Below are 24,887 nucleotides of genomic sequence, written 5' to 3'. Positions count from 1 at the left end.
AAATAGTTAAAAAAGGCAGTTGTAATATAAAATTGAAACTAAAAAGTTGTAAATAATGTGTTTTTGAAAGTAATTGATCGGAATTACTTTAATTATAAAGTGAGCTTTGATGATAGAGAAGTTGGGCTTGTATGTTATATAAACACTAGAGTGAGAAAGTTACCGTAATATTACTGTGACTTTTTTATTGAGTAAGTAGTAGATAGTCAAAGGTATGCGAATTAAGGTTGCGTTTTGTATGTTGCTTTTTATGTTTAGTTGATGCTAATAATTCCAATTTTTGCCCTTAAAGCCAATAATGATTCCAATTTTCTTCGTTTTGAGGTAAAATGATTCCAAAAACAAGCATTTTTCAAGTTTTTGCGCACTTTCTTCGGGGCTGCTTCGCAAAAGCTTCGGGACGGCTTCGCATTTCTTCGCAGCTTGTTCGCAAACGCTTCGCAAAAACATCGCACTAAGACTTGCGAAGGAATCGTGAAGTTTGTGTGACTGATTTAAGTTAGAATGTCGGGCGTGCCCCGTAGATAGTACGAATTACTGGAGATTAAATAAGTAGTTAAGCGAGAGCTCAAGTCCTTGCTTTCTTTTGCTTGTGCTGTTCGGCTGTAGAAGAAAAAAGTCCATCATCTTGAGATGTTGAATAAGAATTTATTGTAGGAGCAGACTTTTTAATAGTGTAAGAGGTGTATAATTAAACTTGGCGGAGTTTTGGTGTTTGACCTTTTTAACTTAATTTAGTCAATAATCCATCTTTTATGGAATGAAAACTTATATAGGATAAAAAGAAACAGTTAATTATGAATAACAGAAAAACGGCTAGTAAAATTCAGCTTATCTTCACTTTGCTCATTGTGTCGTTAACGGCGTTATGGGTTTGTTCCTTAACAGTAAGAGATTTGATGTTGCCTGCTTTGCAATGGAGTAGTGGTGTGCTTGATGCTATTGTATTGTATGTTTTTATGTATGGCGGTTATTTTTACTTCGATATTGGGCAAAATGACGATGCAATAGAAATTAAATATTACAATACATTTCCATTTAGCAGGGAATTTAAAATGTATAGAATTCCAATATCTGCCTATGTTAAATATGAGACCGAGGGCATGAAGTTTTTTAAGAGGAAATTGTACCTCTTTCAAATGTCGGCTAGTCAATTGGCTAAATATCCTCCTATTTATATTTCAGCCTTCTCGAGTAGGGATGATAACGAGTTGAGTTTGTTTTTTAATGGTTTAAAGAAATCTGAGTGATGATAGTGTTTAACTCATTTTGTAGAGTGAAGCAATGAAAAACTATTCTTGGTGTACTAATATTCGACCGTTTGGTTGGTTTTTTCCATAATGTGGATAAAGTGTTTATAAAACATGGGGAATGTTGGAATTTGGCGGTGCGAACACTAGGTGTTTTGTGGGCTTAATCATAATTTTACATGATCCTAAATCTAATTCTTTTGAGAGATCATCAGCTTAAATATAAAATCGCCTTAAGTTTAATTAAAGGTCTTGGTCCAAAGTTGATTAGAAATGTTATTGCGTACCTAGGCGATGTGGAGGCTGTATTCTCAGAAAAGGAACAAGTGTTACGCAAGGTTCCAGGGATTGGAATGAAACAAGCCAAGGTTATTGCTCAATCTAATCCATTAGAACGAGCAGAAAAGGAAATTGAGTTTATCGAAAAGCATAAAATTGATTGTAGTTTCTTTTTAGATGATACGTTTCCTTCTCGATTAAATAATTGTGAGGATGGGCCAGTAATGTTGTACAAAAAGGGAAACAACACCCTTGCGAGCAAAAAGATATTATCGATTGTTGGAACACGTCAGGTGACGGAAGAGGGGAGGCAGAATTGCAGGAACTTGATTAAAGAATTAGCACAGAATCATCCAGATGTGGTTGTTGTGAGTGGCTTGGCTTATGGAGTTGATATTTGTGCACATAGAGCAGCATTGGAGTTTGGTTTGCCAACGGTAGCTGTTTTAGCCCATGGTTTAGATCGTATTTATCCCAATATGCACCGTAATGTGGCCAAGGATTTATTAAATAATGGAGCATTACTTACGGAGTTCATGAGTGAAACAAATCCTGATAAACCGAACTTTGTAAAAAGAAATAGGATTGTAGCAGGATTGTCGGATGCTACTTTGGTGGTTGAGTCGGCTCAAAAAGGAGGCGCATTGATTACAGCCCACCTAGCACAGTCGTATAATCGGGATGTGTTAGCATTTCCAGGCAGGGTAGATGATGAGTACAGTAAAGGTTGTAATAAGCTGATAAAGTCTAATGTTGCGGCTTTGGTAGAATGTGCAGCAGATGTGGAGTATGCACTTAATTGGGCCAGTGAAGAAAAGGATAAGGGCAAACAGCAGAGTTTGTTTTTTAATGAGCCAGAAGGTGAACAGGGGGTTATTTATCAATTAATCAGGCAAGAGAAAGAGGCTTCGGTTAATTTTTTAAGTATAAAGTTAGAGATGTCAATAGCTAAGGTAAGTTCTCTGTTGTTTCAGTTGGAGATGGATGGATTTGTTAAAAGTTTACCAGGAAGTTTATATCGCTGCCTATAAATTAGTCATTGGTAAATTTTAGCTTTCACCAATGACTTGCTATTAAATGACAAATAAATTAAATGAAGTAATTTCATACCCGAATTAGGGGTAGGGTGTGGAAGAAAAAATATAAAAAATTAACCAAACATTTCTAATAAATGAGCGTACAAAGTCCTACGGCAGTTGCTTGTGGCCAATTTTTATAGCAATATGCCAATAGGGGACCAAAACTATATATAGTATGTTACATTTTAACGCACACAATATTAAGAGATTAATGCTCAGTCGTATTCTTATGCGCATGAGTTTAGTCTTATTTCTGTTTATAGGAATTTCTATTACATCTACGTCTCAGACCAATGTTCCTGTTTGTCGAGATGGAGTAGTTCGTTTAGCAGCAAATTTAACTGATCCTTTGTATATGGGTGCAGGTAATGACGCTCCTCCAGGACATTTACAAAAAGGTTATTGGTCGGAAACTGCAGGACTTACCTTTTCAAACATAAATGACCCTAATGCTATAATTAGTGGTTTTGATTTGGTTGCACCAGGCACAACGTATAATTTAACCTGGTATCATGGCATCGGTCAAACCTATGATGTAACCATTGAGGTAACCAATAATGTTTCTCCGGAATTTGAATTGCACAATGAAGATGGCAATACAGCCAATGTTTTGTTTTGTACTACGCCTGGGAAATATGATTTTACTGTAGCACCTGCCCCAATTAATCCAGGGGCATCAATCAGTACGGTAGATTATATTGTCTATCATGCAGATGGCTCAACAGGAGGTATTTCACCTGCAGGTAACCCAACAGAATCAGTTAATTTAAATAGTGGTTCTATCGGATATACTGATCTTGATATATTTCATGCCATTGTAAGTAATGGTACTTGTTTGGATATTACCACGAATACTATTCAGTTAGCGGAGATATCAAGTGTTGTGGTCCAAATTCAAGGAGGTAAGTCCGCTTGTGATCCGACTGTTTTTGATGGAAGTCATACCCTTGAAGTTTTACCTTTTGATCCGAATAATTTCAATTATCAATGGCAATTGAATGGTGTTGACATAGCAGGAGCAACAAGTTCAACGTATACCTTAGTTGATCCCGCACCTGGTTTTGGAACAGGTTCGGGAGATTACACAGTTCAGGTAGTTGAAAAATCAAACAATTGTGGCCCGTTTGATACGCCTGCGGTTTCTGTTAGTAATATTGGTTTACCCGATATTAGTATTGTAGATAATCCTGTTGGTTCAGGTACGTTCGAAATCTGCGACGGAGCTGTAAATGTTCCTTTAAATACTACATTAACAGGTGGTACGCCTCCAGCAGTAGCTGATTATGATTGGTATCAAAATGGTACTCTGGTTACCGGAAATAATTCAACGTATTTTTTGCATAATGATGTAACAGATGCGGATGCGGATGGAGCAGTAGATGATCCTAATTTTAATGCCTTTGGAGAATATTATGTAGTTTATAAAGATGCAAATAATATTGAGTGTAAGAGTCAATCTCCACCGGTTACGTTAGTTTCGACGAGGATTGATGCTGTTTCCATGATTAAGGCAAACAATGCAACTCCATTCTGTGGAAGTGGAACTCCACAAGTCGCGATTACTATTACTGGAGGAACGGCGCCATACACCTTAACATTTAGTAACGGTTATATTACAAACTTACCTGTAAATGGAGCAATTTTAAATTTGCCCGCTATTAATACCACCACCACTTTTGATTTAGTAAATGTTCAAAGTACTTCAGGATGTGCTTGGACAGGTAGTGAAACACAAACATTCAACGTATTAAGCGCCCCGGCTTCATTCACTTTACAAGATGTTTTAGGTAATACCACTGTGGCTACTTGTAATGGTAATAATGTAGATCTTTATTTGTCAGGTAGTGAAGTGAATGTAAATTATCAACTTTATAATAGTAGTAATGTAGCTACAGGTGGAGTTGTTGCTGGTACTGGTGTTGGTACCTTGTTAATAACCAATGTTAATGCTGCAGGCAGTTATTATGTAATAGGAACACATACCATTTCGGGTTGTCAAACAACTATGGGTGCTGTCAATGTTACATTTGTTACTTCGCCAACGGCCACTATAGCCGCAGGTCAGGCATTTGAAAAATGTGAAGGCGCTGCAACAACATTTGGAGTTACAATCGATGTTACACCAGTAAATCAAGGACCTTGGGATATAATTATAACGGATGGAACTACTGATTATAATTTCACAGCTAATACGTCAACAGATACCTGGATTACACCCAATGTAGTCAACACAACCACGTATACAATAAAATCTATAGAAGATAGAAATGGATGTATTAATACAACTACTAATGTCGGATCTGTTACCATAGATATTAATCCTACGCCTAATGTAGATATTCTTGGTCCGGATGAAGTATGTATTAATGGAGGATCCATTAATTTAACAGCAGATATAACCCCTATTGGGACAACGATAACCAGATACACATGGAGTACCGGAGTTGTTGATGATGGAAAACAAACTATTACAGCTACTCCAATTACCCAACCTGTACATGCTTATTCTCTAGAGGTTGAATCTGATAAAGGTTGTGTTGGTACACACACTAAAAATATTACAGTAAATAGTTTGCCTTTAGTAACCTTTGTTTCAGCTGGAAATCAATATGTATTTTGTATGGATGATCTAGCTGTTAATCTTACTGGTAATCCTTTAGGAGGTAAGTTTTATGTAGATGGTGTTGAATTAGCTACAAGTTCATTTGATCCTTCCCTTTATACACAAGGAGATCATGATGTCATGTACACATACCAGGATGCCAATGGTTGTGAGAATTCTCAGTTAAGGGTATTTAGAGTTAATCCTATCCCCAATGTAACACTTACTGGGTTAAATAATCAGTACTGTGCGGATGCAGGTGTCATTACAATGAACGGAAATCCGGATGGTAGTGGTGGCGGTACGCCAGGGATTTTTTCTAGTAACCCTTTTAATGCCTTATACTTTACGGATAATAATGATGGTACGGCTAATTTTAACGTAACAGCAGCCCTGGCTAGCCAAGGTTCAGGCAATTATATTTTTACATACGTATATACCAATATTGAAGGTTGTGATGCTACAGCTAATTTTACCACAACGGTATTAGATGATTATAGTACTAATTTAAGAATTGATGGATTGCCAGGTACTATATGTGAAACGGGAGCTCCTGTAACTTTAACACCATATCTTGGTGCTGCTTCTTTGTCACCAGTGCCTGCAGGTGAAACAGTTTCATTTACTGGTCCAGCAGGTAGTATAACTAATAACGCCGACGGGACAGCTGAATTTGATCCTGGAGCTGCTGGTGCAGGAACACATACGATAACACTTAATTATACGGATGCTAATGGATGTAACGGTTCTACTACAGGATCGATTACAATAGGTACTCCTATTAGCGTTCCTGGTTTAGGAACGGGTTATTGTTCGTCAGATATGGGGTCTTATAATTTATTAGGATCTATCAATGGTGCAGCAGGTGTGCCTAATGATGGAACTACTTTTGATATTGAAGCGCCTGATGGAACAGATATTGCCATGAATCAGGCCAATGGGGCATATAACTTCATTCCTTCTACTTTGTTTGGAGCATATGGAGATGGAGCATATATAATTACTTATAAATATACAGATGGAACTGGATGTCAGAATACAGTTGTAAGTAATGTTGAAATTATAGAAGTATTAAATGCTGTATTTACGATTGATACAGAACCATATGCGACGGCGCAATCCAATTTCTGCGAAAATGATGGTTTAGTTGATTTAGCTGGCCATGCTGATTTAGCTACTGCATCAGGAGCCGTATCTTCTTCATTCACAGGCCCTGGGGTTAGTGGTAATGGTATTGCTGGAGGTTTCTTTAATCCTCAGGATCCTTCAGTTAATAAGTATCCTACTGCCAATACAATTACACATACTGTTATTCATACAGTAAATGGAGTTAGTTGTCCAAGTCCTATTGAGACTTTTAATGTACAGGTAGTACCTGTTCAGGTGGGTATCAGTGGATTATCTGCTACAAATACTTATTGTACAAGTAGTGGAACTTCAGTGATTACCGTAAGTGGTGCAGATGCTGCAGGTGGTACAGCTGTATTTAAAGCCACTAAGAATGGTAGTGCTTCACCATTTTTAACTGATAACAGTAATAATACAGCTACTATTGATCCCGGTGTTGGTTCAGGTATATATGAAATAACATTAGAGTTTACAAAAACAGCTGATGGATGTAAAAAAGTTATTGTTGAAACAGTTGAAGTTTATTCAGACGATCCAGTTACATTTTCAGGTGTAAGTGAAGGAGATAAAATATGTAGATCTTCTGGACCAATAACCTTAAGAGGAGATATGTTTGCTGGAGGAGTTGGTAACTTTATTGAAGTTGTTCCAGGTCTTGCAAATACAGGAACAGATGATCTAGGTAATCCTGTTGTTGCAGACGATGGAGTGGCTGTTTTAACGCCAGGTAGTTTGGCTATTGGGCCACATGCAATTACGTATGAATTTACAAATGCCAACGGTTGTTTAACTACGGAGATTAAAAATATAGAAATTGTTGGAGCACCAGCTAGTACTTATACTGTAGTAGGTGGTGGAGCTTATTGTTTCGATGATGCACCGCAAGGAGTATCTATCGGATTAAGTGGTTCTAATTCAGGAGTAACGTATGAACTTTTGTATGGAGGAGTAAGTTTATCTACTCCAATTACAGTAGTTAGTCCAGGTGGACCATTTAATTTTGATGATAACAATGATGGTACTGGTGCTGACAGATTATTTGTTGATGAAGGAATATATACGGTTAAAGCAGTTTTGGGTGGTTGTGATGCCATCATGACAGGAAGTGTTTTAGTTGAAGAGTATGAATTAGTTTTAGAAGAAGATTCAAGAAATGAAATTACCTGTACTGGTGCTGATGATGGAACGATTACTTTAAGAACTAGTGGAGGAAGTGGAACATATGAATATTCTGATGATGCAGGAGCAACATGGCAGGCCTCACCAACCTTTTCTGGTTTGTCAGATGGATCTCACAGTTTCGAAGTAAGAGATTTGTCAACAGCAGCTTGCGAAGTTGCGTCGCCATTGGTGGTAAACTATACGGAACCTTCGGCTTTAATTTCAGTTAGTTTAGATAATAAAACAAATGTGGGTTGTACACCTTGTACTATGGGAGGTACTTGTGAAGGTAGTGCAACAATTACTGTTTCAGGAGGAACTCCTTATGGTGGAGCAGACCTTGCTACTTATCCAAGTGGATATAATATTACTTGGCCGCTTAGTGTAGGTGCAGCTCAATTAAGTGCTGACAAATTAACTGCTAGTCAGTTACAAGTTGGAACATATGCCATCTTAGTAGAAGATGCGAATGGATGTTCAACAACTTTTGATGTAACCATTTCCGAAAATACGGCTCTGTCACTTATTGAATTTGATCCTGTAGTGAATCATATCGACAATTTCTGTAAAGATGGAAGTAACGGTGAGTTTGTAGTTCAGGCAAGTGGTGGATCTGGCGACTATCAATTTAGTATCGATGGGGGAACAAACTTTATCAATAGTAACAGAGTAAATACAGATGAATGTTTATTTAATAACTTGGAAGATGGTAGTTATTCCATCATAGTTAGAGATAGAAATTATCAAAGATGTAATTATACCATTGCAACTAATGTTGTCATCACAGAACCAGCAGCAGCTCTCACATTAACAGAAGTTGCTAATAATTCTGCTACTTGTTTTGGTAGAGCAGATGGTTCGTACAGTGTTCAAGCTAGCGGAGGCAATGGAACCTATGAGTTCTCATTGGTAAATCCTGGCGTAGCCTTACCAGGCGACTGGGTATCGAATGCTACTGATACTTATGTGGTTGCAGGTGTGCTTGCGGGTAATCATTCAGTATGGGTAAGAGATGCGAATCCTTCAGCAATATCATGTACACCAGGAAGTATAGTAGTTACTGTGGGAGAGCCGGTTGAGCTATCTTTCAATAATCCTGTAGTTACAAATGTTTCTTGTAACAGTGGTAATGATGGAACAGTTACACTTACAGGAGTAGGAGGGAGTGGTAATTATGTTTACTCAATAGATGGCGGAACTAATTGGCAAGCAAGTAATATATTCTCGGGATTAGATGTGGCAAGTGGGCCATATTCATTTAGTATTGCCGAAAGTTTAGATGCAGCTTGTAACAGTATAGATGTTAGTACGGTAACATTAACAGAACCTGCGGACTTTGTTATTTCAGAAGTTGTGGCTAGTCATCAGGATGTAAGTTGTAATGCAGGTAGTGATGGTGAATTTGTTGTTACTACAGTAGGAGGTGTTGGTCCATTTGAATATAGATTACATGATGGAACTGCTTACATCACTGCTTGGAGTAATCTTAATAGTTTTATTGGCTATCCTCAAGGAACTTATGAAGTTTCTGTTAGAGATCTGGGAACAGTCTCAGTAGATTTCTGTGAGAAGGACCGAATTTTACCAATTACTATTTCTCAACCTTTAGCTGCGATTAACATTACTTTTGAAAATGTTAATAATGCAACCTGCAATGGCGCAGCGGATGGAGATATTAATATTACAGCGGCAGGAGGTACTGCTCCTTATACTTACCAATGGAAAAATGTAGCGACTAATATTAATGTTCCAGATATTGATGGAGGAAAAACTGATAACCCTTCAAATTTACTTGCTGGAGATTATGAAGTTACTATTGAAGATAATTTAGGTTGTGTTGCTGCAAAAGTTTATACAGTTGGAGAACCAGTTGCACTTTCTTTACTCACAGATAATATTGTTCATGTTACATGTAATGGAAATGCAACAGGAGAAATTCGCGTAATTGCTTCTGGTGGATCTGGTACATATAGTTTTAATGTAGATAATTCTGGTTGGAGTGCTGATCAGGCAATTGCTACTTTTACTGCAACGGGCTTAAGTGCAGGCGATCATACGATTTGGGTAAGAGACCCGAATAGTGGTGTGGTTTGTGAGTATAGATTACATCCTCCTATTACTGTTAATCAACCAAATGCATTAAGTTTAGTAGTTACTGGGCATACAAATGTTTCGTGTAATGGTAATACAGATGGAGTAATAGAGCTTACAGCCTCAGGAGGTAGTGGTAATTATGATTACTACATTGACGGATTAGGTTGGGTAGCCGGTACAGGTGTTACGCATACCTTTAATTTATTAGGTGCGGCCAATTATAATCTTCAAGTTAGAGATCAGGCAGATGTTACATGCTCATTTGCTACAACATTTGAAATTACTGAACCTTCGGACTTTACCACGACTGCTGTTGCAACGGATGTATTATGTAATGGTGCCAGTACGGGACAGTTGGCATTGACCACTGCAGGTGGAGTTGGACCATTCGAGTATAGTATTGATGGAGGAACGAATTGGAATTCCTCTCCTTTAACAGGTTTGTCATCTGGAACTTACACTGTAGATGTTCACGATTTAGGTACTGGTTGTAAAAAAACTAACCAGGTTATAATTGCTGAAGCAACAATCGATCAACCCGTATCTGCAATTAGTATTGGAGTTGAAACGATAAGTCATGTTTCATGTAAAAACGGAATAAATGGAGAAATAGATCTTCAAGGAAATGTAAATGGTGGTTCAGTTGTACCTGTAGGTGATTATCAGTTTACCTGGTATAAAAAAGGAACACCAAATGTAATTGTTTCTACTGGTTTCGACGAGGTAACAGGTTTAAGTGAAGGAACATACTTTGTTATTGTAGAAGATGATAACGGCTGTACAAAAACTTCAGTTGATTATGTGGTTAATGAACCATTGGCATGGACTGTTAATTTTACTGCCATTAACTTAACAAAATACAATGGAGCTGATGGTGTTATTGATGTACATACCCATACTGGTAGCAATCCAGGGCATTCTATCGAATGGTTTACTGTTGTGGCTGGAGTTGAAGCAACAATGTCTCCATTATACGATAATGTATGGTCGGTAAATACTTTTGGTGCAGGTACATACCGTTTTAAAATCAAAGATGTAGAAAACTGTATTTATACAAGCGCTGATATTACTTTAACAGAACCTTTAGAGTTCGCAGTTAAAGATCCTAACTTGGATAAGATAAACCTTACTTGTTATGGAGCAAATGATGGAAAACTCTCTATACAAGTTATTAGTGGAGGTGGCGATTTTGAGTTTGATATAGTAGGAGTATTAGAATCTGGTAATCCGAATTATACTTTTAATGATACCCAATTAGGTAAGAACTTATTACGAGAAAATTTAGAGGCCGGGCAGTATACCATAAATGTAACCGATAATGCTACTGGTGAGATAGCAACTTACGTGGTTGATATTACCCAGCCTAATGAATTAGTAATCAATACAGTTTCGGTAAGCGATCCAACGTGTAATGCAATTGGAGATGGAAGTATCGAGGTTGAAATTACAGGTCATGCCATTAATGTAGCAACATCAACTATAACCTGGTCACGATCTAATCCATTAGGATGGTCGGTTTCAGGAGCAGTTAATGATGGAACGACTGATATGCGTGCGCAATCCGGTTTATTTGCTGGAGAATATACCATAAGTGTTCTAAGTGATCAGGGCTGTGTGGCAACATCGACACCTATTACTTTAACAAATCCAACGGCTATAACTGCTACAGAAACAATAACTCATGTTTCTACAAATGGAGGTACTGATGGTAGAATATTTGTAGATAATATTACAAGTGTCAATACGGTAAGTTCTATCGTTTGGTACAAGGACGACGGTACAGGAACATTTGTAGCTACAGGAGTAACAGGTGTTGATAACCCGGCAATAACAACAGGTATTTATCAATATGTAATTACAGATAATGTAGGATGTACATTTACTAGTCCTAATTTATTAGTTAGTGAACCTGGTCAGGCATTAGTTGTAACAGCAGTGCCTACGCCAATAAATTGTTATGGAAATGACGATGGAGTAATTACGGTTAATATTAGTTCTGGAGTAGCTCCGTTTAGTGTTGACATAACAGGTACTCATGATGATGGATCACCATTTGCAGGGGATAATAGCGTAACTAGTTATACCGAATTTACTGCGTTAAAAGCAGGTACATATCAGGTAAATGTTACAGATGGTGCAGGGCAAACTTTCCCAATTAATAATATTGTGATTGCTGAAAATACTGAAACAGTGTTAACTATTGTTCCAGTTGATATTCCGTGTAACGGAGGAGTTGGATCAATCAATTTATCTTTAGCAGGAAGAACCGATGGTAGCGAAAGTTGGCAAATTCTTGACCCTACATTAGGCGAGGTATATAATGGTCCTTTGGCTGGGAATGCAACTAAAACACTTGGTTTAGAAGGAGAATATATAACTAATGTTACGAATCAAGATGGATGTATTATTTCAGAGAAGAGAACTATTGTAGAACCAGATCTATTTGATATTGATTGGGATGATGAGGATGCGACGATTTATGGACTAAACGATGGTATCATTGATGTGCATACCTATACAGGTAATAATGGTGCGCCTTATACTATTTCATGGTCAGATGATGCAACAGTAACTAGCTTTATCAGAACAGACCTATTAGCTGGAATTTATGAGTTTACCATTGAGGATGCTTCTGGTTGTGATACGACTATTTCTGGTATTGTAATAGGACAGCCATATCCTTTAACGGCTGTGGTTACGCCTAAGGATGCTGTTTGCTTTGGAGATACAAATGGAGAAATTGAAGTAGCTTTTGCAAACCCTAATAATGGAGGAATTGAATATACCATCACAGGTAACCTTGATGATGGTTCTCCAGCGTATAGTTCAGGCTTAATTACACCAGCTTCAGTTAATTCTAAAGTGACTGGTTTAAAAGCAGGTACTTATACGATTAATGCTACAGACAGTAAAGGGACTGTTTATTACCAGGACAATATTCGAATAGAACAAGATCCTGAAATTAATTTAGTATTAACAGCCAATGATATTAGCTGTTTTGGAGCAGCAGATGGTAATGTTCTTGCTGTTTTAAACGGTCGTCTTCCTTTATCTTCAGATATAATAACTTGGAGTGGATCAAAAGGAACGTTCTTATCAGGTCCATTATTTGATGATTTAACAACCAGTGTTATTAATAATTCAATTAATCCAGTTGTTGCAGCAGAAGAATTTTATGTTGTTGTAGAAAGTGCAACTGGTTGTAAATATGATGTTACGGATGAAGTAGAAGAGCCTAATGAGCTGGTTATTACTATTCAAGATGTTGAAGATGTAACATGTACAGGTGGTAACGATGGTACTATTGATGTTTCTGTAGCAGGAAGAGCAGGAGGAAGTTATCGTTACGACTGGTATAAGTGGGATGCTACTTTGGCAATACCGGCTTATGTCATCTATCAAGCCAACGGAGCTGCAACTATCGATGATTTATATGCAGGTAATTACAGCTTAACAGTAACTAGTTTAGGAGACCTTTGTACAGTAACTGAAGATAACATTGTTGTAAATGATGGAAGTGCTATTACTATTAATGAAGTAATTAGTGATGTTACAACTTGTGTTGGAGACGATGGTGGTATTATTACAGTAAGTATTGCAGGTGGAGTATCTCCTTATACTGTTGATGTAACAGGCCAATCAACACAAAACGGAGATGGAAGTGCAGCATTTACCTTTGCTAATTTGGTTGCAGGTAATTATGTAATAGAAGTTTCTGATGCGCGTGGAGTAAGCTGTGCAACAGTCACTAAGAATGTTACCATTGATGAGCCTGCTGTAGCTTTTGCATTAAGTAATGAGGCACATGATATTAGTTGCGATCCTGTAAATGCAAGTAGTGGAACATTTACATTTGATCTTACAGGAGGAGTTCCGTCGGGAGGTAACTACAACTATCAAATATTATTACCTGAGGCATCTATTGCAAAGCCAATAACTATTGCAGTAGGAGCTACACATTCAGAGTCAGTAGCTAACTTGAGTGCAGGAACGTATAACTTAACCGTTCTTGATCTTAATTCTACCGACCCTGCAACATGTGCAATTGAGTATTCATTTACATTAGAGCATATTGTGATTACTAACAATGCTGTTGTAAATACTACTTGTGCAGGAATTAATAATGGCGCTATAACAGGAATTAATATAGCAGGAGCTTCGGTTAACTATACCTACAATTGGACGACTACTGATGGAGGTATTGGACTAGATAATTCAACTTTAAATCAATCAGGTTTATCCGTAGGTACCTATATACTTGAAATTACTGATCCAGATAGAGCTTTATGTTCAGTAACCAAAATATTTACGGTTGGAGTTGATAATACGATTGTTATTACGCCAACCATTAAAGATGTAAGTTGTAATGGAGATGCTAATGGTGCCATAACGATTGATGTGGCGGGTGTTTCTGCAGCAACAAGTTACTTATGGACAGGACCAGGTATTGTAACCAATAACTTGGAAGATCAAGTGGACCTATCTGCGGGTAATTATACCGTTGAAGTAACTTCTATTATCAATGGTGAAACATGTATAGCGGATGAGGCTTTTGTGGTTTCTCAACCAAATCCAATTACTTATACAGCAAGCTTCGACTACACAAGTTGTGATCCGTACGAAAGAACCTTAAGAATTAAAGATTTAAAAGGAGGTAGAGGAAATTATACTTACTTATGGGATGGGCCAACATTTACTCCTGCAGTTCCTGTAGATCCTGAGAATATTGAAATTTACGAAGGTGGTTTATATTCTATTACCATTAAGGATGATAATCAGTGTGAGGTTACCAGGTCAATAACAGTACCAAATGAAGTAACTATTAATCCGGATGTTAACCATGTAACATGTAATGGTGGAGATAATGGGTCTATTGTATTAAATGTGGCTGGAGGTACAGGTAACTTTACTTTTGCATGGACTGGTCCGGGTGGATTTACATCGACAGATAGAAATATTGATGATTTATATGCAGGACCTTATACTGTAATAATTACTGATTTAAGTGAAAATGATGGAACAGGTAACTGTTTAAGAACATTTACAATAAATATAAATGAACCTCAGGCGATTGCCATTGATGAAACGATAGTGAATACATCGTGTTTTGGTCAGAGTGATGGTCAGATAGAAGTGGAAGTTTCTGGAGGGAATGCTCCTTATAGCTACAGTTGGTCGCCTGTTGTGGGTGCTAATTTACCGACTAACAAAAATCAATATAACTTACCAGCTGATAATTATACATTAACAGTTACGGATGCAAGTATAAACGGAGGTTGTTCTTCAACGGCTAACTTTACTGTATTACAAGATGCTGAAATTGTACTATCTGCGGTTCCAACTGAAACAATTTGTAATGGAACTGGTGGAGCAATTAATTTGACCGCTACAGGAGGTTTTGGAGCTGGTTTCTCTTATAATTGGAGCTCTGCCGATGGTACTGGATTAGTTCAAGGTAATGAAGATCAAAATGGTTTAACAGGAGGTACCTATACTGTAGTTGTTTCTGATTTAGGTGATGGCAGAAGTTGTACGGCTACTTTATCAGAAACATTAACAGATGGTATTGAGATACTAAATGAAGTAATTACCCCTGTTTCTTGTTCTGGAAATGACGATGGAACAATTAGTTATGATGTATTTGGAGGTGATGGGAATTACGTTTATACATGGAATGTTATTTCTGGTGATGCCACAAGAATAGTGGCTGGTGCTCAAAACCAAAGTGGATTGAGCGAAGGTGTATATGATGTTACCATTACGGATGGAAGAACTGATGCCTTGGGAACAGACTGTGCTATAACACATCGTTTCACGGTAACCGCAAGCACTGGTTTAACAGTTAATGTTGCTGCTTTCGATTCTAAAATTTGTTTCGGTGAGTCAGGAGGAAGATTAGAAGCGACTGTCACTGGTGGATCTGGTAATTATGCTTATTACTGGAATGGTGTTCTTGGGACTAATGTTCACGATAACCTTGTACAGGGTATCTATGGATTACGAGTTGTTGATATTGACCTGAATTGTGAATTCATCCAATCGTATGAAATAAAAGGACCTTCGACTCCACTAACTATTGATAATATTGTTGTAACAGATATATTGTGTCATGGATATGCCACAGGAGCTATTGATGTAACCGTTTCGGGTGGAGTAACACCAACTTCAGGAGATTATTTCTATATCTGGACTGGAGGAACTAGCGTTGCAACAGGAAGTAATCCGACTGGATTATTAGCAGGAACTTATAATTTGACAGTAGAAGATGCTAACGGCTGTACAGTTGCTTCTGGAAATATAGAAGTAGAAGAGCCAACTACACATATCAAAGTTGATAACCCACAAATAACTGATGTTTCAATTCCTGGTGGATCTAATGGACAAATCTTAGTGGATGTTTATGATGGAACTGCTCCAAGATCTGTAGAGTGGTTTGATGCTAGCAATACATCTGTTAGTTTGTTAAATCCAGCTGTAGGATTAAGTGCAGGAACGTATAGAGTTGTGGCCACTGATGATAATGGCTGTACTGCTGAACTAACAGGGGTTCGTGTTGTAGAACCAGGAGAAGCCCTTGGTTTTGAAAAAACAGTACACCAGATTAGTCCATGTTCAGGTAATGATAATGGCGAAATACATATCAATAGAGTATTTGGTGGATTCCCAATTGGAGGAGATAGATATAGAATTCAGATTACAGGACCAGGAACCAATGTAGATATTGAAGATACAGAGCATCATTTGACTGATTTAGCTCCGGGTACTTATCGAGTAATTGTTACAGATAATGTACCAGTAAGTTATCAAGAGGATATATTAATTGAAGAATATTTACCTTTAAGTTTAATAACTACTAAGGTTAATGATGTACTTTGTTTTGGGACTATTACAGGCGAAATTAGCGTTGAGGTGAATGGAGGTAAACCAAGTGCTTTAGGTGACTATTTAGTTGAAATTAGAAGTACTGAAGGATACTCTTCAGCTAAAGTAGATGCTAAAGCTGGTGTACCGTTTACATTCCCTAATCTACCAGCTGGTAATTACACCATTACGGTGAAGGACCATGCGGATGATTTTGACACGAAAGTTCCAGATAGAAATTTCTGTGAGTTGTCTAATTTTATGCTGATTACTCAACCTGCTGCAGTCGTTGATTTAACATCAGTGAGTGGAGATATGGATATTTGTGATGGAGATAGTTATAATTTATCTATAAACACCAGTAATTGGGATTTTGCAGATGGTAATTTAAGGGTATCTATTTATGATGATTTTGCAACCACAGAGCATTTAGTAAATACAACGCCATTTGTGATTACAGTTAATCCAACTTCAAGTAGGACTTATGCTGTAAGTAAGGTGGCGATGGATGGAAATGCAACTTGTTTGCAAGGAGAAAGCGCTGGAAATAAAGTACAGGTTATTGTTCATGAATTGCCTACTGCTAATATCACTGGTCCTTCTGAAGTTTGTGAAGACGGTACAGTAAGCTTGTCTGTAAACTTTACCGGTAAAGCACCATTTAGCTTTACCTGGAGGGATGAAAATAATGGTACTTCAAATACCATCACAGGTATTGCTACCAATACATATACCTTTAGTGATAGCCCTGTAGCCAATGCAAGTTACGTGATTGATCATATTTCGGATGATAATTCTTGTAATAATGTAGGTAATGGAAGGGTATTAGTTGATATTAATAATAAGCCAATTGTGAATTTAACAGGAGGTACGGATATTTGTATCGGAGATAATACTAACCTTACTATTGCATTTAACGAAAATGTTGCTCCGTACACAATAACCTATGAGGCCAATACGGTTGAGGGAAGTTTAGTTGTTAATCCTGCTGGATTAACGCATGTTTGGAATGTTTCTCCACTTGTAACAACAACTTATGAAATAACATCAGTTGTGGATGCCAAAGGGTGCTCCATGGACTTTAATGTACCAATTGTAGCCACTGTAATTGTTAATCAGTTGCCAGAAGCATTAGCTGTAATAGAAAGTGCGATTGATTTAGGTGAGGTATGTCAAGGTCAATCAGGAGTTGATTATTCAGTAACTGCGGTAGCCAATGCTACTAGCTATGATTGGTCTGTTGACCCAGGGATGAATATTATAACGGGTGATGGTACAACGGATATAGTAATAGATTTTGAAAGAGACTTTACTGGTGGATATGTAAGAGTTTATGCAGAAAATGCTTGTGGAGTAAATACAAGCATCGAGCGATGGGTGAATGCAAGTTTATTACCTGATGAAATTACAATTGCACCAACAGGTGATACTGATTTATGTGAAGGTTCAACAGGTATTATATATAGTATAAACCCTGTAGCTAATGCAAGCTCTTACGAGTGGTCATTGCCTGCTGGATTTATCTTACAAGGAGATGGAACAGGTACTTCTATTATAATAGACCTAGATCCTAATATTCCATCAACTGTAGGAGATATTTATGTGCGTCCTATTAATGTTTGTAGTAATGCGGAACCATGGTCGCCACCGTTGACAGTAAATGTTACTGCGCTTCCTGCGCCATATGCAGGTGCAGATGAGCGAATTTGTCAAACTACCTATACCTTAAGTGCTGACCCACTAAATGGTGGAGAATCAGGACAATGGCAAATTATAAAAGGAGCCGGACAGTATGTTAATAAGCCAATCGATGAGGTAAGGCCTAACGCTCAATTATATAACTTGTCTCAAGGTGAAAATATATTTGTATGGACTGTGACAAATATTACTACAGGCTGTTCATTATCAGATACTGTAATTATTTATAACGATCAGGTAACCGTTAATGCAACCGCCTTAAGCGATAAGGTTTGTGATGGTACTATCACTTTAGATGGAACACCGTTACTGGCTGTTGACGATGCAGATGAAGCATATTGGTCGACAACAGGAGGAGGGTTTATTGTTTCTTCAACCAATGAGCGAACTGTAGTTAACAATATGGATGCAGGTGTAAATACATTTACTTGGACCATTAGAAAAGGAGCTTGTTATAGTTCTGCATCTGTTGATGTAATCAATAATGAGCCAACTCAAGCTGTTATTTATAATGCGAGTGATGTAGTTATTACTATGCTTGATTTACCATGTCAAACCAATTCTGCTGTACTAAAAGCGAGTATTCCTGTTGTTGGTGAAATAGGATATTGGAGAATTGAAACTGGTTCGGTAACGATAGATGATTTTAACAATACAACGATAAATGTTAGCAATATTGCAAAAGGAGATCATCAATTAAGTTGGAATATCTTGAGAGGTGATTGTTTATCTAAAACCATCGTAACAGTAAGAAACAATGCATTAAATGTTGGTGCGGGGGTCGATGTATTTACTTGTGATGGAACTACCCAGCTAAATGGTAATGATGATTATCCTTCAGGTGCTATTGGAGTTTGGACCATTAAAGACAACATTGGGACGGGTGTATTTACAGATGCTAATGATCCGAAAACAACGGTTTCTGGTCTAAGTCAAACCAATGGTGGTCGTAATGTATTTGTTTGGACGTTGACAAGAAATGGCTGCGCAAGTGTAGATTCGGTTGTGATTAGAAATGATCAGCCTACTATAGCAGAAATTTCAGGAGGTAATTCTACTATCAGTGTTTGTGATGAAGAGTACAACTTACATGCTGTTTCTCCAGTCTATGGAGCAGGAGTATGGTCGGTGGTAGCAGGAAAAGGCAGATTTGATAATCCTGCTGATCCAACTACAAGAGTATATGATTTGGCTAATGGAGATAATATCATGCGTTGGACAGTTACCAACAATAGTTGTTCTTCATCGGTTGAGTTTACGGTAACCAACCTTCATGTAGATGTATACGCAGGCGCAGATACTGCTGTCTGTGGAACCATAGCTCAATTGCACGGTACCCCAGCTCCTGCAGGAGCTACTGGAGTATGGTCTGTGGTTAGTGGTGAAGGTAGTGGAGGTTTTAGGCCTGCAGATACCAATCCAAATGCAAGTATTGAGTCCTTGAGTCCTGGTAATAATAAAGTAGTATGGACCATAACACAGAATAGTTGTGTTTCTACAGATACATTAATTGTAACGAATAACGCTCCAATGCCAGTTAGTGCAACGCCAAAAATCTCAACAGACGAGAGTTACACTAACTTAATAGCCGAGAATCCTACTGAGGGATCTGGAGTTTGGACCTTATTGGAAGGTAGAGGAGATATCATTAATCCAACTTCTCATACTTCTCGAGTTGAGAATTTATTCCCTAATATCAACAGATTTAGATGGACAGTAACTAAATTAAACTGTTCAGACTATGTAGATGTTGAGGTTCAAAGTGGAGCACTGGCTCAGGCGGAAGCAGGCTGGGATCAATTAGATCTTTGTGAAGACTTTACAACATTACAAGCTAATTTACCTGAAAACACCTTTGGTGAGTGGACTGTTGATAAAGGTGGAGTGAAGTTTGAAAATGATAATAACAATGATCCAAAAGTTAATATTTACGATGTTTCACCTGGACGTAACGTCTTAAGGTGGACGCTGAGGTTTGTTGGAAAAGGAAGTCAGTTTACAACAGATACAGTTGTTATAATTAATAATAAACCATCTGATGCTTGGGCTGGATTCGATATTACGGAATGTGGTAATGAAGCAAAACTAGAAGCAAGAGAACCGATTTATGGTACACCTAGTTGGACTGTTTTATCTGGAGGTGGAGCCTTTGATGATGATACAGATCCAAAAACTACCATAAGAGGTTTAAATCAAGGTGAAAATGTAATTAAATATGAAATTACGAATGATGTTTGTCACTCCTATGATACGATAAGTATTTTTAATCATGAGCCATCAGAGGCTTTGGCAGGAGATGATTTGGTGGTTTGTGCAGATTCAGCAGAAATTAATCCTTCGATACCTAAGTATGGTGAAGGAAAATGGAGAGTTATAGAAGGTTCAGGTAAAGGTAAAAATGATGCAGGTGCCTATACAGATGAAATTGTAGGTACATATGTTCATGCTTTATCTCCTGGAGTCAACGTTCTTGTTTGGGAAGTTCAAGTGCCTGGAGCTGGAGCTGATTGTGTTAAGCGTGATACCATAACGATTACGAATAATGCACCATCCATTTCCTTTGCAGGTCATGATAGGCCTATTTGTACAGATTCCGTAAATCTATCTGGAAGTGTGCCAATTTATGGTACGGGTAAATGGACATTGATATCTGGTTCTGGTGATATAGAGGACGATCTACAAACCAATACCTTAGTTAGAAATCTAGGTAAAGGTAAAAACCGATTTAGATGGACCGTTGATAACAATGGTTGTACATCGGTCTCTGATGTGGAGATTGCTAATAATTTAATTGAAGCATTTGCAGGGTACGAGCAAATCAATTGTGCTGACACTGCTGTTCTTGAAGCGAACAATCCATTACCAGGAGAGGGTAACTGGGGTGTACTAGGAGGTTCTGGATCTGCAAATTTTGATGATAACCTAGATCCTTATACCAATGTTAGGAATCTTGATAAAGGTGAAAATATTCTAACATGGACGATCAATCATCAAGGGTGTCGATCTGTAAGTGAAGTTAAGGTTACCAATAATCAACCTTCAACCGCCTTTGCAGGAGACAATAAAGCCACTTGTGATAATTCCATTTATTTAGGGGCTTCAAACCCTGAAGTTGGAGCGGGTCATTGGACCATTCGATCTGGTGGCGGTAAGTTTGTAGATGATTTAGATAATTCTACCCTAGTGGATAGCCTGAAGTTTGGTAAGAATATTTTCAGATGGACAGTAGAATATAAGGGTTGTAATTCGATTGATGATGTAGAAATTGACTTTAATACGATTGAGGCAACTGTTGGAGGTACGCAAGAAGTTTGTTCTGATAAGACATTCTTAGAAGCGAATAGTGCTCTGCCAGGTGTAGGTACTTGGACTGTTGTTGGTGGAGGAAGTCAAGCTAAGTTTGTTAATTCTCATGACCCAGTTACAGAAGTGTTTGACTTGGCGAAAGGAACCAATCGTTTAATGTGGAGCATCAATAATAAAGGTTGTGTTACTTCTGCAGAAGTGGATATTATTAATCATACGCCAAGTACAGCCTATGCTGGTAATACTCAGGAGTTGTGTGAGGACTTTACCATATTAGATGCCACGCCAGTGAGTATTGGATCTGGTAGATGGGAAATACTAACGGGGGCTGCCTTTATATCGGCTACCGAAGTGTTAGAGCCTAAAGCGAGTATCTCAGGATTATCTAAAGGCGAAAACGTATTTAGATGGATTGTTACAAGTGATAACGGATTATGTACTTCGGTGGATGATGTATTAGTCATTAATAATAAACCGTCCATACCTTATGCGGGCAGAGATGAAGAGTATTGTTCGCCAACGGTGGTTTTAAAAGCAGCAGAACCTGATTTTGGAACTGGAAATTGGTCCATTATAGAAGGAGGAGGTAATTTCGATAACCCAGCCCTTCCTGGTGCAACAATCAGTAATTTGAATGAAGGTGTAAATGTTTTGATGTGGACTATAACGCAAGGACAGTGTACTTTAACAGATTCTATTGAGATCATTAATAATACACCTACCACATCTAATGCAGGTCCAGATATTGAGGATTGTAAAAATTATGCACCTTTGGATGCTAATGTAGCCACACAAGGCACTGGTTATTGGACACTTGTTTCGGGTAATGCCACTTTTATTGATGAGGCAGATCCAAAAACTAGAGTGGAGGATCTAACGCATGGAGATAACATCTTAATGTGGAATATTCAGAAAGGTTCGTGTATTTCATCTGATGAAATTGTGGTTAGAAATAATATTCCAAGTCAAGCTGAGGCTGGTACGGATAAGGAATCCTGTGAAGATTATGTCACTTTAAATGCAAGTGATCCTACTTCGGGAGTTGGTTCTTGGTCTGTTTTAAGTGGTAATGGTAAGTTCGATGACGCAAGCAGTCCTATTTCTATTGTTCGAGATTTAGAACTGGGAGAAAATAGATTATTGTGGACTGTTACTTATGGAAGTTGTACCACTGAAGATGTTGTTGAAATCATCTCTAATAAAGCGGCTCCTTATGCTGGAGAAGATGATATTAGCTATGAGTCGACTTATGAGCTTAAAGCATCTAATCCTGGCGATTTAGGAGCTACTTGGTCAATAGTTGCAGGTAATGGTCAATTTGATGATAATACTTTCTATAATACCAAGGTAAATGACCTTAACGAAGGTGTTAATACTTATAGATGGACCATGGATGTGAATGGTTGTATTACTTACGATGATGTTAGTGTTGAATACAGAGTGGTACCGAGTGCTGCATTTAAGGTAGATACTATACAGGGGTGTTACCCATTAGCAATTCAATTTACGAATCAGTCTATTGGTGGTTCTACCTATAATTGGGACTTTGGTGATGGAGATATTTCATCGCAAAGAAATCCGGTACATACATTTGATGACCCAGGAGTATATACAGTTACTTTAACTGCTCCTGGACCAGATGGCCTAAATGGAACTCACCAAATGGATATCATTGTTCATGATCATCCAGTGGCTGATTTTAGTTATGGTCCTGAGGTGGTTTATGTGCCAAGTCAGAAGTTAGATTGTAATGATGCTTCGGTTGATGCAGTTCGTTATTTATGGGATTTTGGTGATGGAAATACATCTACCTTGGTTAATCCATCTCATGGATATACGGAAGAAGGGGTTTACTCTGTTAGTTTAATGGTAGAAAGTGAGTATAATTGTATTGACGAAATTACGAAGGTTGATATTGTTACCGTTAAGTTGGAAGGGTTTATAGAGTTTCCTAATGCATTTGAGCCAAGACCTGACGGTGGAAATTCTGGTTCTGCTGGAGGTTTAGAAGATAATTCTATCTTTAAACCAAGAAAACGTGATGTAGAAACTTTTAAAATTCAGATATTTAACCGCTGGGGACAATTGATATATGAAAGTGAGGATATAGAAGAAGGGTGGAATGGATTTTTCAATAACCAATTGTCGCCGCAAGGAGTATATGTGTGGAAGGCAACAGGTACATTTATTAGTGGTACCGTGTTTAATGAGGCAGGAAGTGTATTACTAGTAAGATAATAAATGTGTAGCAAGGAGATATTAAACTCCTTGCTACAATACTATATAGAAGTGATTTAATATGGTCAGACATAGCAATATATTTATAGTTATTGTTTTATTCATTTGCCTTTTTATTGAAGGTAATTTAAAAGCTCAGGATGCCTCGTTTTCTCAAAATTACGCGTCACCACTGTATTTGAGTCCTTCTTTTACAGGGCTTACTGATGGCAGTAGATTGAGTTTGCATTATCGTGATCAGTGGCCAAGTATTCCTGGTACTTATAAAACCTTGTCGTGTGCATTCGACCATTATATTGCAGATTACAATAGTGGAGTAGGTCTTCAGTTTTACAGAGATGACCAAGGAAAAGGAATGTTAATAAACCAGAATGTTGGCTTGTTATATGCCTATGAAATTTATGTATCAGATAAGGTTATGGTGCGTCCAGGCCTACAATTTAAGTTGGCCCAATCCTTTATTGATCCTTCCAAAGCCGTTTCTGGACGAGAAATAGGTCCAGGGGGTACAGGAGTAACAAGTACGCCAATTACTGTGGAGCAAGATCAATTTAGTAAGTTTGATGCAGCTGCTTCGGTTATGATATATAGTAATTTGTATTGGGGTGGAATAACCGTTGATCATCTGGTGAAAAGTGATGTTGGTTTTACAGATATCGAATCCAATTATGATTTAAAGATGACCATGTTTGGAGGATATAAATGGGTATATAAAGAAGGTAGAAGAAGAATGCCTGACCAAAGTGTAACTTTTGCGTTTAATTATAGAAAACAAGCTGATTTTAGTCAATTAGATTTAGGTGCCTATTGGGTATATAATCCTATAGAGTTAGGTTTGTGGTATAGAGGTTTACCAGGGGCTAATCAGGAAAGCTTACGAAATCAGGATGCTATCATTGCTATTATGGGTATTCATCTAGGTCAGATGCGTCTGGGTTATTCATTTGATTTAACCTTATCTGAGCTTGCAGGAAATACAGGTGGATCTCATGAGTTTTCTATCATGTATACTATACCATCATCCAATAAACCTAAGATTAACCGAAGTGCAATACCTTGTTCACAACCAGGCTATTCTGGAGGAGGAGCTTCGCGCAGTAAATATCGTTCTAGGTCGCGTAGAATATTCTAAAGTACTATTCTGTATTTGAGTAAACAGATACTTATTTCTTGCCATATTGCAAAAAGTGT

The 24,887-nt window shown here is 37.8% G+C and carries 4 protein-coding genes; all 4 read left to right on the top strand.

Features of this window, described 5'->3' with window-relative positions; all coding sequences use genetic code 11:
* Positions 1-797: 797 nt before the first annotated feature.
* The 4 genes from A8L32_RS17815 to A8L32_RS17800 all read left to right on the top strand — a co-directional run bounded on the left by A8L32_RS17815 (position 798) and on the right by A8L32_RS17800 (position 24,828).
* Positions 798-1,250, top strand: a complete 453-nt coding sequence (locus A8L32_RS17815; RefSeq protein ID WP_066632287.1) for a hypothetical protein — start codon at positions 798-800, stop codon at positions 1,248-1,250.
* Positions 1,251-1,429: 179 nt separating this feature from the next.
* Positions 1,430-2,560, top strand: coding sequence for a DNA-processing protein DprA (gene dprA, locus A8L32_RS17810; RefSeq protein WP_233145501.1), 1,131 nt, complete (start codon positions 1,430-1,432; stop codon positions 2,558-2,560).
* Between the two features lie 283 nt (positions 2,561-2,843).
* A complete protein-coding gene (locus A8L32_RS17805; protein WP_066632285.1) occupies positions 2,844-23,696 on the top strand; it encodes a PKD domain-containing protein in 20,853 nt (6,950 codons plus the stop codon).
* 61 nt (positions 23,697-23,757) lie between these two features.
* A complete protein-coding gene (locus A8L32_RS17800) occupies positions 23,758-24,828 on the top strand; it encodes a PorP/SprF family type IX secretion system membrane protein (protein ID WP_066632284.1) in 1,071 nt (356 codons plus the stop codon).
* Positions 24,829-24,887 lie beyond the last annotated feature (59 nt).

The organism is Labilibacter marinus (genome assembly GCF_001659685.2).
GTDB lineage: Bacteria > Bacteroidota > Bacteroidia > Bacteroidales > Marinilabiliaceae > Saccharicrinis > Saccharicrinis marinus.
This window is presented reverse-complemented; position numbering and strand designations above follow the sequence as displayed.